We start from the raw sequence: 13,152 nt of genomic DNA on the forward strand, positions 1-13,152 counted from the left end.
TTTACGTCCTGTACGTGCCGGGCGACACGCAGCCCACAATCCTACAGCGGGCCAGGATGCAAGCCCGACTACACCTTGAGGTAGCGGCTGATCGCGACGTTGGCGGAGATCGCGGCGAGCACGATGCCGACAGCGAGCAGGATCGGTGCCACGACGGCTGCCTCCTCGAGCCCCACGAAGGAGGTCGCCACCATCGTCTCGGCGAGGTAGCCCTGCACGAAGAAGTGCACGACCGCGACCGTCGCTCCCCCGGCCAGCGCAGCGCCGATCACCCCGGCGATGACGCCTTCAAGGATGAACGGTGTCTGGATGAAGCGGTTGGAGGCACCGACGAGTCGCATGATGCCAAGCTCGCGCCGGCGGCTGAAGGCGCTCAGACGGATGGTCGTGGCAATCAGCAGCACGGCCGCGACGAGCATGAGCGCTGCGATGCCGATCGCGGTGTAGCTTGCGGCGTTGAGCGCGTCGAAGATCGGGTCGAGGTACTTGCGTTGGTCGGCCACCTCGTCGACACCCGGCGTGCCCGAGAGGGTCTCGATCAGCACGCCAGACTGCGTGGGGTCGACCATGTTCACCCAGAACGTCTCCGGCAAGAACTCCGGGGTGATGTAGTCAGCCTCGGCACTGTCGGTGAACTCGACGTACTTCTCGTACGCCTCCTCGTGGGTCTCGAACTCGTACTCGTTGACGAGCGGGGAAAGCTCAGACGATTCGAGCTTGGATGCGACGGCCGCCTTCTGCTCGTCCGTCGCCTCCGTCATGTTGCAGTTCGCGGTGTCTGTCGTGGCGGTGCACATGTAGACCGCCACCTGGGCGCGGTCATACCAGTAGCCCTTCATCTCGTTGATCTGCATCTGCAACAGGATCGCGGTGCCCACGAAGGTGAGCGAGATGAAGGTCACGAGCACGACGGAGACGACCATCGAGAAGTTGCGCCGCAGGCCCTGGCCGACCTCCGACATGATCAGGCCGAACCTCACTGCGCCGCCTCCGTTCCGAAGCCCTTTTGCAGGGGGATCGCCTGCGTGAGGTAGCCGCCCTGCCGTTCGTCGCGCACGATCTGGCCCGCGACGAGCTCGATCACGCGGCGCTGCATCTGGTCGACGATGCCGGCGTCGTGGGTCGCCATGATGACGGTCGTGCCGCTCTGGCTGATGCGCTCGAGGAGCGTCATGATGCCAGCGGATGTCGCAGGGTCGAGGTTTCCCGTCGGCTCGTCGGCCAGCAGCAGGGCCGGCCGGTTGACGATCGCGCGGGCGATGGCGACACGCTGCTGCTCACCACCGGAGAGCTCGTGGGGGAAGCGGCTCGCCTTGCCCGCGAGTCCCACCATCTTGAGCACGTCGGGCACGGCCTCCTGGATGAAGCCCTTCGACTTGCCGATCACCTGCAGCGAGAAGGCCACGTTGTCGAAGACCGACTTCTGGGGCAGCAGGCGGAAGTCCTGGAAGACGACACCGAGGTTGCGCCTGAAGTAGGGAACCTTGCGGCTCGAGAGTCGGCCGACGTTTTGGCCGAGCACGTGGATCTCGCCCTTCGTCGGGTTCTCCTCCTTGAGGATCAACCGCAGGAAGCTCGACTTTCCACTGCCGGAGGCACCGACGAGGAACACGAACTCCCCCCGCAGGATCTCGAGGGTCACGGAGTTGAGGGCGGGCCTGGTGGTGCCGGCATAGAGCTTGGTCACCTGATCGAAACGAATCATGTCCCGTCGAGCCTAAGCATCCGTCGCCCATCCGGCTGCAACGACAGGCCGACGCGCGGATGCCCCGCCGTGCGCTGTAGACATCCTCCAACGATCGGATGCCGCATTAGTTGGCTATTGACCTTCGATACACACTTTCCGACGGACCCTCACACCGCTCTCGGCCGCTGTTAGATTCAGCGCAATCCACTGGAGGCGACTCGCACCGGGCACCAACGACGGTGCCCGAATGGTGCGGGAAAGCCCTCCTTCGGCGCGCGCCTCAACAGCATGATGGTGTGCGTTTTGTGCTGCCCGGATACCGACAAAGGAGTCACTGCATGAGCGGTCCCGCCCACACCAGGTCTGAACGACGCGATAGCTTCTCGAAAGTCGCGATAGCCGCGCTCTCGATCCTGCTCATCGGCCTGCTCGCCTTCTTCTTCATCACGACCGACAAGCTCGCCGCCGGAGCCTCACAACTGAGCGAGGGCGCGACGACGGCACGCGACGGATCCATGCGCCTCGTTGATGGCGCCGCCACACTCTTCGATGGCACCGCGACACTCAAGGACGGCACGGCCAGCGCGAAGGCGGGCGCCGACAAGGTCGCCGCCGGTGCTGACTCTGCGGCAGAGGGCGCGAGCAAGCTCGCCGACGGCGCCTCCTCGGCATTCACGGGCTCAATCTCGCTCGCCGAGGGCGCCAACAAGCTCTTCAACGGTGCAAGCACCCTCAACCAGGGCGCCAGCACCGCCGCGACGGGGGCTCGCACCCTCGCGCAGGGCGCGGCCGATGCCAACGCGGGCGCCCATGACCTCGCGGCGAAGCTCGCGGGCGCGAAGACGACCGGCTCTGAAGTAGTCGCGAACGGCGCCGCGCGGGTGTCCGCGGGTGCCAGCAGAGCACTCGCTGGGGCACAAACCCTAACGGTGAAGACGCAGGCGATCGCGGATGGCGTGTCCGCGGCTTCGACCGCGGTGAAGGGCCTGAGCGACTATGCGGGCCTTCTCGGTGGCGATACCGCCGTACCTGCAGCTGAAGTCCACGTCGCTTCTGGCGAGGCTGCCGCAAATGCGGCGGCACTCGCTCGTCAGCTCGGAAACTGGGCGGCCACGGACTACGTGCCTACCGACGCTGAGATCGACGCTCTCGCGACCAGCCTGAGCGGTCTCGCTACCCAAACGGGCACTGTCAAGGCAGAGATCAACGGCTTCAAGGGCAAGATCGACACTCTGCTCGGCAGCCTCAACAAGGTGCCGACCAAGGCGGACGGGAGCGACGCTGGCCTGAAGATTGGTTCGAGCCTCGTGGCCCAGGGTGCGGCGCAGCTCCTCGGGGGAACGGACCCGATCAACGCACCCGGTCTGACGGAACTCTCGATCGGCGCTAACGACCTCGCAGCCGGCGCCACCAAGCTCGACACAGGCGTAGGCCAGCTTGCCGCCGGCGCGAACTCGCTTGCCGCGGGTACCGCGAAGGTCGCCACGGGTGCGGGATCTCTCGCCGACGGCACCGCCAAGGTCTCGGCCGGTGCTGGCACCCTGTCGAGCGGTGCCGCCAGCCTCACGACGGGCGCCAACAACCTCAACACGGGCCTCGAGACCCTGTCGACGGGCGCTGGTTCACTCGCCGAGGGCACCAGTACGCTATCGGCCGGTGCCGCTGACCTCGCCGAGGGCAACGGAAGCCTCGCCGACGGCGCGAAGAAGCTCAACGACGGTGCCAAGGCGCTCAACGATGGCGCCGCCGAGTTGAGCGACGGCAACGAGCGCATCGCTGCTGGCTCCGGCGAGCTCGCGTCTGGCGCCCAGAGCGTCAGCCCGGCGGCCCTCGCGCCGACCGTGCTGATCATCCTCGCGGTGCTGGTGGCCGCGACGATCGCCTGGCTGATGGTGAGCCGCCGCCTGGCACGTCGCTGACGTAGCAACACCGACGCGGGTCGGGCCGGTCTTCGGATCGGCTCGGCCCGCTTTGTCGTCCTAGTCCGCGATGACGCGCTTACGCCAGCGGATGCCCGCCGTGATGAATCCGTTGAGGTCACCGTCGAAGACGTCGTCGGGCTTGCTGACCTCGTGCTCGGTGCGCAGGTCCTTCACCATCTGGTACGGCGCGAGCACGTAGCTACGCATCTGGTCACCCCAGCTGGCGGTGATGTTGCCCGCGAGCTCCTTCTTCTGTGCCGCTTCCTGTTCCTTCTGCAGCAGGAGGAGTCGGGACTGCAGCACGCGGAGCGCTGCGGCACGGTTCTGGATCTGGCTCTTCTCGTTCTGCATCGAGACGACGATGCCGGTGGGGATGTGCGTGATGCGCACGGCGGAGTCGGTCGTGTTGACCGACTGGCCGCCGGGCCCGCTCGAACGGAACACGTCGATGCGCATCTCGTTCTCGGGGATGTCGATCGACTCGGTCGCCTCCATGAGCGGGATGACCTCGACGGCCGCGAAGCTCGTCTGGCGCTTGCCCGCCGCGCCGAAGGGCGACATCCGCACGAGGCGGTGCGTTCCCGCCTCGACGCTCAGGGTGCCGAAGGCGTAGGGGGCGTCGAACTCGATCGTGGTCGACTTGATGCCCGCCTCCTCGGCGTAGCTCGTGTCGAGCACGCGCGCCGGGATGCCGTTCTTCTCGGCGTAGCGCAGGTACATGCGCTGGAGCATCTCGGCGAAGTCGGCCGCGTCGACGCCGCCGGCACCCGCGCGGATGGTCATGACGGCGGGGCGGGCGTCCCACTCCCCGTTGAGGAGCGTCTGCACCTCGAGTTCGCCGAGCACGCGCTGGATGTCGGCGAGTTCCTTGTGGACCTCGGCTGCGGCATCCGCATCGCCCTCTTCATTGGCGAGCTCGACCATGATCTCGATGTCGTCAAGGCGCTGCTGCAGGCTCGTGATCTTGGCAAGCTCCGCCTGGCGGTGACTGAGGGCGCTGGTGACCTTCTGCGCCTTCTCGGTGTCGTCCCACAGGTCGGGTGCGCCCGCCTGCTCGCTCAGCTTCGCGATCTCGGCTTCGAGTCGCGGCACGTCGACGACGGCCCGGATTTCGGCGAAGGTGCCGCGGAGGTCCGCGACCTGGCCAGTGATATCGAGCTCATCCATTGTGGGCACCAGCCTACCGGGACAAGCCCCGTGCATCCGCTGGCGGCGTCACTCCCTGGGCGCGATGGGCCAGACGATCTCGGTCACCATGTCTTCGGGCCTGGCATCCGGGGTCGGCTCGGTCACGTAGACCTCCCAGTAGAGCTCGCCCGGCGTGTGGTCGTGCCGCTCCATCCACGCCAGCAGCGTGCCGTATGCATCGGCGAGTCCGTCGTAGGGGCCGCGATGGATGTGCCGGGCCGCCAAGCCGGTCGGCAACTGCTGTGCCGCAACCCCGTTGGAGGATTCGACGGGTCGTAGCGTGGGAAAGCCCGCCGCGACATCGACCGTCTCGCTGGGCATGCCGCGGTACAGGGCGATGGCTGGCCCCGCGAAGCCCGCGTCCTGCTGACCGATCACTGCGGCGACGATTTGGTAGACGCTGTCGAAGTAGTCCCTAATCTTCGCCATCTCGACCGTCTCGCGGCGCACGGCGACCGTGGTCCTCTCCAGCGTGACGATCATGGTGTCGGATGCTTCGCTACCGCTGTCGCTCACGGCTGCTCCTCTGCTCGTGCCCTTGTCGGCGGAACCCCGATTCTCCTCGCCGCGGGACGGTTCTTCAATGGTCCGTCAGCCAAAGACCGACCTGGCGGATGCCTCGACCTCGATGCGCAGCCCCTCCGGCACGAACACGCTCACGATGGGAGGGCGCCAGGTCGCGGACAGCGCGACGACGGCGCCGGAACCGCCCGGACTCTCTGCGCGATCGATTGCCAGGTCTTCGAAGGAATGCGGCACAGCGGCGATATGGGCGTTGACGGTCGATGCGACCCGTGCGTCGTCGAGGATCGCGGTCGGCCGCGCCGAGGTGGAGGCCACGTCGTCGAGACCGAATGCCTCCGCGCCCGCAAGCGCGGCACCATCAGCGAGCGAGTAGAGGCGCTTGCGTTCGATGTAAAGGGAGGTCGCGGCGGTCACGAGCAGCACGACCGCGAGGCAGAGGGCTGCGTAGAAGATCGTGAGCACGAGCGTCGACCCCGTCTCGTCGCGGACGGCGTGAGACCATCGTCGCCCGCTCACGGCAGCCCCGCAAAGCGCGAGACCTGCTGGCTCGCCGAGGCAGCTACCGGGATGCTGAGGGGCGTGTCGACGCTGAGTCCGGCCGGCACGAGCGGCAGCGCGACCCTCGCCTCGACCGTCACGGTGACGACGCCGCGTCGATTCAGGCAGGCGTGCGGCTGTGGAGCGCAGTCGATGCGGATGCTCGCTGCCGCGGCATCCATCCCGTGGTCCGCGAGCGCGAAAGCCACCGCCCGCTCCGCGCGCTGCGTGGCTTCGGTGACCGTGCCCGCCTCGACGTAGGTGCGGCTCGCCTGTCGCGCGGCGGCCTCCACGGCGAGCACGCCGGATTGGAGGGCGGACAGCGCGACGATGAGGTAGACCATCGGCACGAGGAGCAGGGTGCCCGCCGTGAGGAATTCGAGGGACGCCGAGCCGCGCTCATCCGGTATCCATCGCTCAGTCCACGATCTCCAACGCTGCACGGCCCGTCACCTCCACGCCGCGGTCGAAGCCGATGAGCCCGATCACCGGGAGGGGCGCCCGCACCGTCACGACGGCCGCACGATGGCCCAGGTAGGCACCCTCGGTGATCGTGACATCCGTCGCATACGCAGGGCCGATCGCGGTCGTGATGAGTTCGCGCGTACGGACGGCGCCGTCGGCGCGCGTCCTGTCCGCCAATGCCGCGAAGCGTGCGCCCTCCCCAGCCGCGTCGAGCAGCGTGTTGCGCACATGCATCGCGAGGCCGAGTTGCACGACCGAGAGGGTGAGGAGCGTCAGCAATGCACCGACCATGACGAACTCGGCGGGCGCGGAGCCCCGCTCCCCCTCACCGCGAAGGATGGCGACCCGCACGGGTGCTCAGAACCCGGAGACGCGCTGGATGGCCTGTTCGAAGACCGAGCTGAGTGCGGGGCCCGCGAGCGACCAGATGATGATCACGAGCCCCGCGGTCATGAGCGTGATGAGCACCCACCCGGGCACGTCACCGCGCTCGGAGGAGAGGCGGGCGAACGCGGAGCGGATGCGGGGGAAGCCGGTCATGCGGGGATGTTACTGAGGGATCCGCAGCATCCGTCGCCGTTTTCCACAGCGACTGCCGAGGCGCTCAGGCGAACGCGAAGAGCGGGGGCAGCACGAGCGCGACCGCGAGCACCCACGCGGCGAGCACCGGGAGGTACGAGGTCTGCCAGCGTTCGAGCCACATTGCGGGCGCCCTGCGGGCCAGAAGCCGGGCGATGTGCCACGCGGTCACCGCGAGGTTCACCAGCAGCACGAGGTTGAGCCCGAGCGCCGCCACGCGATTGGCGGTCAAGCCGAACTCTCCGACGCGGCCGAACATCGACACGAGCACGAGCACGTCGAGCGCGATGGCGGCGACGACTGCCACGAGGCGGAGCGCGTCGAGCACACCGGGCTTCGACGGGCCGCGGGCCGAGATGCCGTAGACGATGAGGCCGAGCACGACGAGGAGCAGCACGTCGAAGACGATCAGCAGGTCGCGGTCGAACTCGCGGCCCACCCCCGCGGCGGCGTAGCCGACCGCCGAAACGACCAGCATGAGCGCGAACAGCGGGGTGAAGATCGCGGTCAGCACGGGCGCGATGTTCTCGATGACGCTCTTCTTCGCTTCGACGAGCCAGGCCGCGACGATCACGGCACCCGCAGCGCCCGAGGGCACGACCCACTCGAAGACTCCCTCGATCATCTCGGGCGCGATGGGTCCGAGCACGAGCGCTGTGAGGCCCACGAGCACGCCACCCCCGAGGGCGATCAGCGCATAGTAGATGGCCCACTCCCCCGAGAAACGGATGAAGTCCATGCGGCGCGGATGCGAGCCCATCTCCCCGCCGACGTAGGCAACACCGACCGCGAACCACAGCACGACGGGCAGGTGCAGGGCGATCAGCACGGTCGTGCTCTCGCCGCCATAGGGGAAGACGGATGCCGCGACGACCACGACCGCGACCGCCGCGGCGAGTGCGATGACCCGGGGCCGTGGCATCCGTCGCTGCAGTGCGAAGTAGGCGGCGAGCGCGGGCAGCACCGTGACGCTGGCACCGCGCAGGAACCACTCCTCGCGGAGGTCACGCCCGTCGCCCGGCATGTCGGCGATGAGTCGCGCCACCTGGATGAGCACGGCGGCGAGCAACGCGAAGCCGAGCATCACGAGCACCGAGCCGCGCTTGTCTTCCGCGGGGGCATGCGTGAGCGTCAGCTGCTTCCACAGGCGGTCGCTGTGCTCGCGGGCGAACTCGGCCGTCAACTGGTCGACCCGGCCGAGCCGGCCGACCGAGATGAGGAAGGCCTCGTCTGGCGAGAGACCGGATGCCTCGAGTTCCGCCACCTGCTCGCGCAGGTGTGCCTCCAGTTCGTCGGCGTCACCCTCATCGACCGTGCCCCCGCGCACGATCGCCGAACGCCACTCCTTGATACGTGCCTCAAGCTGTTCCATCGTCACACTCCCGTCGCGGGGATCGCGAAGCCCCAGAGTCCGCCGAGCGTGCGCGTGGCGGTGACCCATTGGCGCCGCTGCTCGGCCAGCTGCGCCCTGCCCGTCTCGGTGATCTGGTAGTACTTGCGCCGCCGGCCCTCGGGCGAGACGCCCCATTCGGCGTGCACGTGACCGAGCCGCTCCAGCCGGTGCAGGAGCGGGTAGAGCATCCCGTCGGTCCACTCGAGCTCGCCGGCGGAGAGCTCGCGCACCCGCTTGAGGATCGCGTAGCCGTAGCTCGAGCCCTCCATGAGGATGGCGAGCACGAGCGGCGTCGCCATCGCGGCGACGAGGTCCTTGTCGATGTTCATGGGCCACCTCCGGATGGAAGCCTATACCTAGAGCTGCAAGGTATCTAGAACTGCGAGGCATGTCGCGCTCAGACGCGTTGCGCAATGTGGAACGGCAAGGAGCGCTGGCGCAGCCCCTACTGGGAGACTGCTGCCGTGCGAGGCATGCCCGCGCACGATCGATTCACGCTTGTCGCGAAGCCTGAACCACTGGAAGGATCCATCTGTGAAGATCGCACGCATCGCCCTCGACGGCGCCGCACGCTGGAGCATCGTCGAAGGCGACACTGTTCGCACGAGCGACTCCCCTGTCGAGCTCGCGGATGTCGCATCCGCCGCCCTCGATCGTGTACTCCCTCTCGCCGAGGTGACGCTGCTGCCGCCGGTGCTGCCGACCGCGAAGGTGCTCTGCGTGGGGCTCAACTACCGCGACCACGTGCTCGAGATGGGGCGCGAGATGCCCACGCATCCCGTGCTGTTCACCCGCTTTCCCGACACCTTTGTGGCCCCAGGCGCCCCTATGGTGTTGCCCAAGGCGAGCGACCGCTTCGACTATGAGGGCGAGTTCGCGATCGTCATCGGGCGCGCCGGTCGCGCGATCGACAAGGAGGACGCACTCGAGCATGTGCTCGGCTACACGATCCTCAACGACGGGTCGCTGCGCGACTACCAGGCGCACACGATCCAGTTCACCCCCGGCAAGAACTTCGCCGACTCCGGATCGGTTGGCCCCTGGATCGTCAGCGCCGAAGAGTTCGGCCCCGTGACGTCGCAGCGCGTGCGCACGACCGTCGACGGCGAGGTGCGTCAGGACTCGAGTCTCGACCAGCTGGTCTTCGACGTCGCGACCCTCGTCGAATACGTCTCGACCTGGACCCCGCTGCGCCCCGGCGACATCATCGCGACCGGCACCCCCGGCGGGGTCGGTGCGGGGTTCACACCGCCGAAGTTCCTGAAGGCGGGGAGCACGGTCGAAATTGAGATCGACGGCATCGGGATACTGCGCAACCCGATCGTCACCGAAGAGGAATAGCCTCCGCTCAGAACCCCACCTGGAGCACGTGGATCCCCGGGAAGATCGCGAACAGGATCGTGACGGGGAGGATGAGGAAGACGAGGGGCACGAGCATCGCCACCTCCTTCTTGCCTGCCAGTTCAAGCAGGCCACGCTTGGTGTCTTCGCGCGCATCCTGAGCCTGGGCCCGCAGCACCTCGGCAAGCGGCGAGCCGCGCTCAAGCGCGATTGTCAGTTGGTCGACGCAGCGGGTGAAGGGCGCCAGTTGTAGTTCGTCGGCGCAGCGCCGCAGCGACTCCGAAAGGGGCGCTCCCGTCGTGACATCGGTGAGCACGGCCCCGAGCTCGCGAGACAGTTCCCCGCTGCTGATGCGAGAGACGCGGCGAAGCGCCTCGAGCACGCCCTCCCCCGCCGACAGGCTCAGCGTGAGGAACTCGAGCACCATCGGCAACTCGGTGGCGAGCCGCGACATGCGGCGTGAGGCCGCGCGCTGGAGCAACCAATCGCGCAGGAATACGCCGGCGACCCCACCCGCGGCAATCGAGCCAGCACCGAGCATGACGGGCGAGGCATGCTGCGGGGCCAGGACGACCGTGACAGCGGCACCGACCGCGACCCCAGCGATGGCGGCAAGCAACTGTTGGGAGCGGTAACCGTCGAGCGTCAGGCCCGATCCAGCCTGGCGCAGACGCAGTTGCACCGCGGCCGAGCCACCCAGCACGCCACCCATTGCCCGGCGGAGTGCAGCGAAGGGCGGGCCGAGAAGGGCGCCGAACACCGGCAGGGGGTCGGACTGCGAACGGTGCAGGTGGGCGCGTGCCCCGGCGGAGACATCGGCGACATGCGGAGCTACGCGAGCTGCGAGGCGCGGACGGCCGAGCCGAGGGATGCGAGTCGCGAGCACCCACAACCCGAGCCCCAGCGCGCTGCCGCACAGCAGCGCCCAGGCCGCGCTCAACGGAACCACCGCTCCTCCTCCGGGAGTCGGCCGATCGCGATCATCACGCGGTAGGCGAGCATCGTCACGACGAGTCCCGCCACGATGAGGCCGGCGCCAGAGGGCGTGTTGTAGGCGGCAGCCGCCTCTGGCCTGGTCGCGAGCAGCAGGAGCACAACCCACGGAGCCGCGGCCCCGAGCCGAGCCGCGTTGACGACCCACGACTGCCTCGCCTCGACCTCGGAACGGATCGCCGAATCTTGGCGCAGGTAGGTCGAGAGGCTGCGGAGCACGGTCGTGAGTTCCGTACCACCGACCTCACGAGACATCCGGAGTGTCTCCAGGATGCGGTCGGCAACGGGGTCGGCGAGTCGCAGCTTGAGCTCGTCGAGGCAGCGCGAGAAGTTCGCCGTGGACTGGTAGTCGCGCGCAAAGGCGGCGAATGCGGCCCGCGTTCCGGGCGGACCGACTTCGGCAAGGGCCGCGATGCCGTCGGGCAGGGAGAGGCCGGAGCGCACCGCCGAAACGAGATGGTCCACGACGTCTGGCCAGAGGGATCGGAGTTGTCGCCTGCGAGCGCGGGAGCGCCACGACACCATCATGAACGGCACCGCGCCGGCCGCTGCGGCGGCGGCAAGTGCGATCGCGAGCACGGGAACGAACGCGAGGGTCACTCCCCCGACCGCGAGGGCGAGCAGCAGTGACACGACGATGAAGGTGGCTGGCGTCACGGAGGCGAGACCGGCCAGCGTGAGTTGCTCCGTCATGAGCTCGTGCACTCGCGAGCGTCGGCGCTCGCGTTGGCGGGGTGCCCAGAGAAACGGGGATGCCGTGAGCAGCAGGCCCACGCCGAGGGCGCCTCCCAACAGCGCCGGAAGCACGGGGAGCATCATGCGACCCCGGCGGCGACGAGAGCGGCTGATCCGAACTTCTCGGCACGCGGCGGTGCCATGCCGGTGGGGCGGAGTCCGTCGGCGGTCGTGGCGAAGAGCGACACCGCCTGCACGACACCGCCGTCGACGACGCCCGTCGGCGCCACGATCTCCGCGACCCGGCGGTGGCCATCCGCCGTCTGCTCACAGTGCACGACAAGGTCGACGACCCCAGCGACGGTCGGGAGCACGAAGGACGCGTCGATGTTTCGGCCGGCCAGCAGGGGCAGCACCGAGAGCTTGGCGAGGGCGTCCCGCGCGCCGTTCGCGTGCACGGTGCACGCTCCGGGCACCCCAGAATTGAGGGCGATCAACAAGTCGAGGGCTTCTGCCTCGCGCACCTCGCCGACGACGAGCCGGTCTGGGCGCATCCGGAGCGACTCCTTCACAAGCCTGCGAAGCGTGATCTCGCCCGAGCCCTCGAGGCTCGCCTGTCGGCACTGCATCGCCACCACGTCGCGACCGCCCAGGTCGAGTTCGAAGGTCTCCTCGACCGTGATGATGCGCTCGCGCTCTCTCGCCTCGGCGAGGAGCGCCCCCAGCATGGTCGTCTTGCCCGCGTGTGTCGCCCCCGAGACGATGACATTCACCCCGGCACGCACTGCGCCGCGAAGGAACTCGGCCGCCTCAGGCGTGAGGGAGCCGCGCTGCACGAGGTCGGCGAGCGCCGAGATGCGCCGCGTGAACTTGCGGATGTTGATGGCCCACTCCCTGCGCGTCACGTCGGGAATGACGACGTGCAGACGTGAGCCGTCGGGCAGGGAGGCGTCAACGAAGGGCGAACTCAGGTCGACGCGTCGGCCCGTGGACTGCAGCATCCGCTCGACCAGGTCGCGCACCTGCGACGAGGTCAGACGGATGTCGGTGCGCTCTGAACCGCCCCCGCGCGCGATGAAGACCTGGTCGGGTGCGTTGATCCAGATCTCCTCGATGTTCGGGTCGTCGAGGAGAGGCTGGAGCGGACCGAACCCGACGAGGTCTGCGAGGATGCGCTTCTCAGCCTCGCGCTCATCGGCGAGCATCGGCACGGCACCACCGAGCGCCCGCTCGCTGTACCGCTGCACCTCCTCGCGCACGAGACGGTCAGCGATCGAGCGGTCGGCCGTTAGGTCGACGCCGTCGCGCCGCACCCTGTCGCGCACGCGCTCCGTGATGAGCGAGAGCGCGTGTTGGGGCATGCGTCACATCCTGCGCCACGCGCCTCTCGCGTGCGCCGCGTTTTCCACAGGCGCTCAGCGCGTGCGGCCGCGCCCCCTGATGCCACCGAAGATGGCGGTGATCGCGAAGAGCACGAGGCCGATGATGGCGAGCCAGAAGAGACCCTCGACGACGAAACCGATGATCGAGAGGACGATCCAGATGGCCAGGAGGATGAGGATGATCTTCAGCATGCTTCGCACGGTAGGCCCGATGTCTGGGCACGCGTTCAGGGAACGTGCAGCATGGGGCCGGCGGTAGACTGGCGTCTCCCGCGGGAGTGGTGAAATTGGTATACACGCCAGATTTAGGTTCTGGTGCCGCAAGGCGTGAGGGTTCAAGTCCCTTCTCCCGTACAACGACCGGCACGACGCATCCGCCTTCGAGTTCGACGGAATCATCCTGAAGAACGAGGCGCTGGGGGCACTCCCGCCGCTAATCTTGAGCAGGTGCCAGCAGGCGCCGCA

16 protein-coding genes and 1 tRNA gene are annotated in these 13,152 nt (G+C 68.1%); 3 read left to right on the forward strand and 14 right to left on the reverse strand.

All coding sequences use genetic code 11. From position 1 onward, the window contains the following. Positions 1–68: 68 nt before the first annotated feature. A complete protein-coding gene (gene ftsX, locus ACIQK7_RS01080) occupies positions 69–980 on the reverse strand; it encodes a permease-like cell division protein FtsX (protein WP_403020369.1) in 912 nt (303 codons plus the stop codon). After that, on the reverse strand, positions 977–1,705 hold the full coding sequence (ftsE, locus tag ACIQK7_RS01085) for a cell division ATP-binding protein FtsE (RefSeq protein WP_403020371.1): 729 nt from the start codon (positions 1,703–1,705) through the stop codon (positions 977–979). The genes ftsX and ftsE overlap by 4 nt, the downstream gene beginning before the upstream one ends. Positions 1,706–2,025: 320 nt before the next feature. On the opposite strand from ftsE, the gene ACIQK7_RS01090 reads away from it, so the two are divergent. Further along, positions 2,026–3,606, forward strand: coding sequence for a hypothetical protein (locus ACIQK7_RS01090; RefSeq protein ID WP_403020374.1), 1,581 nt, complete (start codon positions 2,026–2,028; stop codon positions 3,604–3,606). A gap of 60 nt (positions 3,607–3,666) precedes the next feature. Here ACIQK7_RS01090 and prfB read toward each other — a convergent pair whose 3' ends face one another. The 8 genes from prfB to ACIQK7_RS01130 all read right to left on the reverse strand — a co-directional run bounded on the left by prfB (position 3,667) and on the right by ACIQK7_RS01130 (position 8,625). After that, complete coding sequence (prfB, locus tag ACIQK7_RS01095) at positions 3,667–4,776, reverse strand: peptide chain release factor 2 (RefSeq protein ID WP_403020377.1); 1,110 nt, start codon at positions 4,774–4,776, stop codon at positions 3,667–3,669. A gap of 48 nt (positions 4,777–4,824) precedes the next feature. After that, positions 4,825–5,313 carry a GyrI-like domain-containing protein gene (locus ACIQK7_RS01100; RefSeq protein WP_403020379.1) on the reverse strand — a complete coding sequence of 163 codons (489 nt, stop codon included), beginning with the start codon at positions 5,311–5,313 and terminating at the stop codon, positions 4,825–4,827. Between the two features lie 75 nt (positions 5,314–5,388). Next, positions 5,389–5,838: a pilus assembly protein TadG-related protein gene (locus ACIQK7_RS01105; protein WP_403020382.1), complete on the reverse strand. Its 450-nt coding sequence runs from the start codon at positions 5,836–5,838 to the stop codon at positions 5,389–5,391. After that, positions 5,835–6,302, reverse strand: coding sequence for a hypothetical protein (locus ACIQK7_RS01110; RefSeq protein WP_403020384.1), 468 nt, complete (start codon positions 6,300–6,302; stop codon positions 5,835–5,837). Before ACIQK7_RS01110 ends, ACIQK7_RS01105 begins: the two co-directional genes overlap by 4 nt. Further along, positions 6,277–6,675: a TadE/TadG family type IV pilus assembly protein gene (locus ACIQK7_RS01115; RefSeq protein ID WP_403020387.1), complete on the reverse strand. Its 399-nt coding sequence runs from the start codon at positions 6,673–6,675 to the stop codon at positions 6,277–6,279. The genes ACIQK7_RS01110 and ACIQK7_RS01115 overlap by 26 nt, the downstream gene beginning before the upstream one ends. A 6-nt stretch (positions 6,676–6,681) precedes the next feature. Next, positions 6,682–6,864, reverse strand: coding sequence for a hypothetical protein (locus ACIQK7_RS01120; RefSeq protein ID WP_403020388.1), 183 nt, complete (start codon positions 6,862–6,864; stop codon positions 6,682–6,684). 64 nt (positions 6,865–6,928) lie between these two features. Further along, on the reverse strand, positions 6,929–8,275 hold the full coding sequence (locus tag ACIQK7_RS01125) for a permease prefix domain 1-containing protein (RefSeq protein ID WP_403020390.1): 1,347 nt from the start codon (positions 8,273–8,275) through the stop codon (positions 6,929–6,931). Between the two features lie 2 nt (positions 8,276–8,277). Next, on the reverse strand, positions 8,278–8,625 hold the full coding sequence (locus ACIQK7_RS01130) for a PadR family transcriptional regulator (protein WP_147721982.1): 348 nt from the start codon (positions 8,623–8,625) through the stop codon (positions 8,278–8,280). A gap of 205 nt (positions 8,626–8,830) precedes the next feature. Between ACIQK7_RS01130 and ACIQK7_RS01135 the strand changes: the two genes are divergently transcribed. After that, positions 8,831–9,637, forward strand: coding sequence for a fumarylacetoacetate hydrolase family protein (locus ACIQK7_RS01135; protein ID WP_403020394.1), 807 nt, complete (start codon positions 8,831–8,833; stop codon positions 9,635–9,637). 7 nt (positions 9,638–9,644) lie between these two features. On the opposite strand, the gene ACIQK7_RS01140 is transcribed toward ACIQK7_RS01135, so the two are convergent. From ACIQK7_RS01140 to ACIQK7_RS01155, 4 genes are read right to left on the reverse strand one after another with little or no spacing between them, the layout of a single operon-like run. After that, positions 9,645–10,586 carry a type II secretion system F family protein gene (locus ACIQK7_RS01140; RefSeq protein WP_403020397.1) on the reverse strand — a complete coding sequence of 314 codons (942 nt, stop codon included), beginning with the start codon at positions 10,584–10,586 and terminating at the stop codon, positions 9,645–9,647. After that, positions 10,574–11,446, reverse strand: a complete 873-nt coding sequence (locus ACIQK7_RS01145) for a type II secretion system F family protein (RefSeq protein WP_403020400.1) — start codon at positions 11,444–11,446, stop codon at positions 10,574–10,576. The genes ACIQK7_RS01140 and ACIQK7_RS01145 overlap by 13 nt, the downstream gene beginning before the upstream one ends. After that, positions 11,446–12,666: a CpaF family protein gene (locus ACIQK7_RS01150; RefSeq protein ID WP_403020402.1), complete on the reverse strand. Its 1,221-nt coding sequence runs from the start codon at positions 12,664–12,666 to the stop codon at positions 11,446–11,448. Before ACIQK7_RS01150 ends, ACIQK7_RS01145 begins: the two co-directional genes overlap by 1 nt. Before the next feature lie 54 nt (positions 12,667–12,720). Then, a complete protein-coding gene (locus ACIQK7_RS01155; RefSeq protein ID WP_325209108.1) occupies positions 12,721–12,879 on the reverse strand; it encodes a hypothetical protein in 159 nt (52 codons plus the stop codon). A gap of 80 nt (positions 12,880–12,959) precedes the next feature. Between ACIQK7_RS01155 and ACIQK7_RS01160 the strand changes: the two genes are divergently transcribed. Then, positions 12,960–13,041: transfer RNA gene (locus ACIQK7_RS01160), tRNA-Leu, on the forward strand. Positions 13,042–13,152 lie beyond the last annotated feature (111 nt).

The sequence above is a fragment of the Salinibacterium sp. GXW1014 genome (assembly GCF_044769865.1).
Taxonomy (GTDB): domain Bacteria; phylum Actinomycetota; class Actinomycetes; order Actinomycetales; family Microbacteriaceae; genus Homoserinimonas.

Coding starts and splice junctions, on each gene's coding strand:
- ACIQK7_RS01120 (WP_403020388.1), bottom strand. CDS start 6,864: ATGACCGGCTTCCCCCGCATCCGCTCCGCGTTCGCCCGCCTCTCCTCC.
- ACIQK7_RS01125 (WP_403020390.1), bottom strand. CDS start 8,275: ATGGAACAGCTTGAGGCACGTATCAAGGAGTGGCGTTCGGCGATCGTG.
- ACIQK7_RS01155 (WP_325209108.1), bottom strand. CDS start 12,879: ATGCTGAAGATCATCCTCATCCTCCTGGCCATCTGGATCGTCCTCTCG.
- ACIQK7_RS01090 (WP_403020374.1), top strand. CDS start 2,026: ATGAGCGGTCCCGCCCACACCAGGTCTGAACGACGCGATAGCTTCTCG.
- prfB (WP_403020377.1), bottom strand. CDS start 4,776: ATGGATGAGCTCGATATCACTGGCCAGGTCGCGGACCTCCGCGGCACC.
- ACIQK7_RS01150 (WP_403020402.1), bottom strand. CDS start 12,666: ATGCCCCAACACGCGCTCTCGCTCATCACGGAGCGCGTGCGCGACAGG.
- ftsE (WP_403020371.1), bottom strand. CDS start 1,705: ATGATTCGTTTCGATCAGGTGACCAAGCTCTATGCCGGCACCACCAGG.
- ACIQK7_RS01145 (WP_403020400.1), bottom strand. CDS start 11,446: ATGCTCCCCGTGCTTCCGGCGCTGTTGGGAGGCGCCCTCGGCGTGGGC.
- ACIQK7_RS01130 (WP_147721982.1), bottom strand. CDS start 8,625: ATGAACATCGACAAGGACCTCGTCGCCGCGATGGCGACGCCGCTCGTG.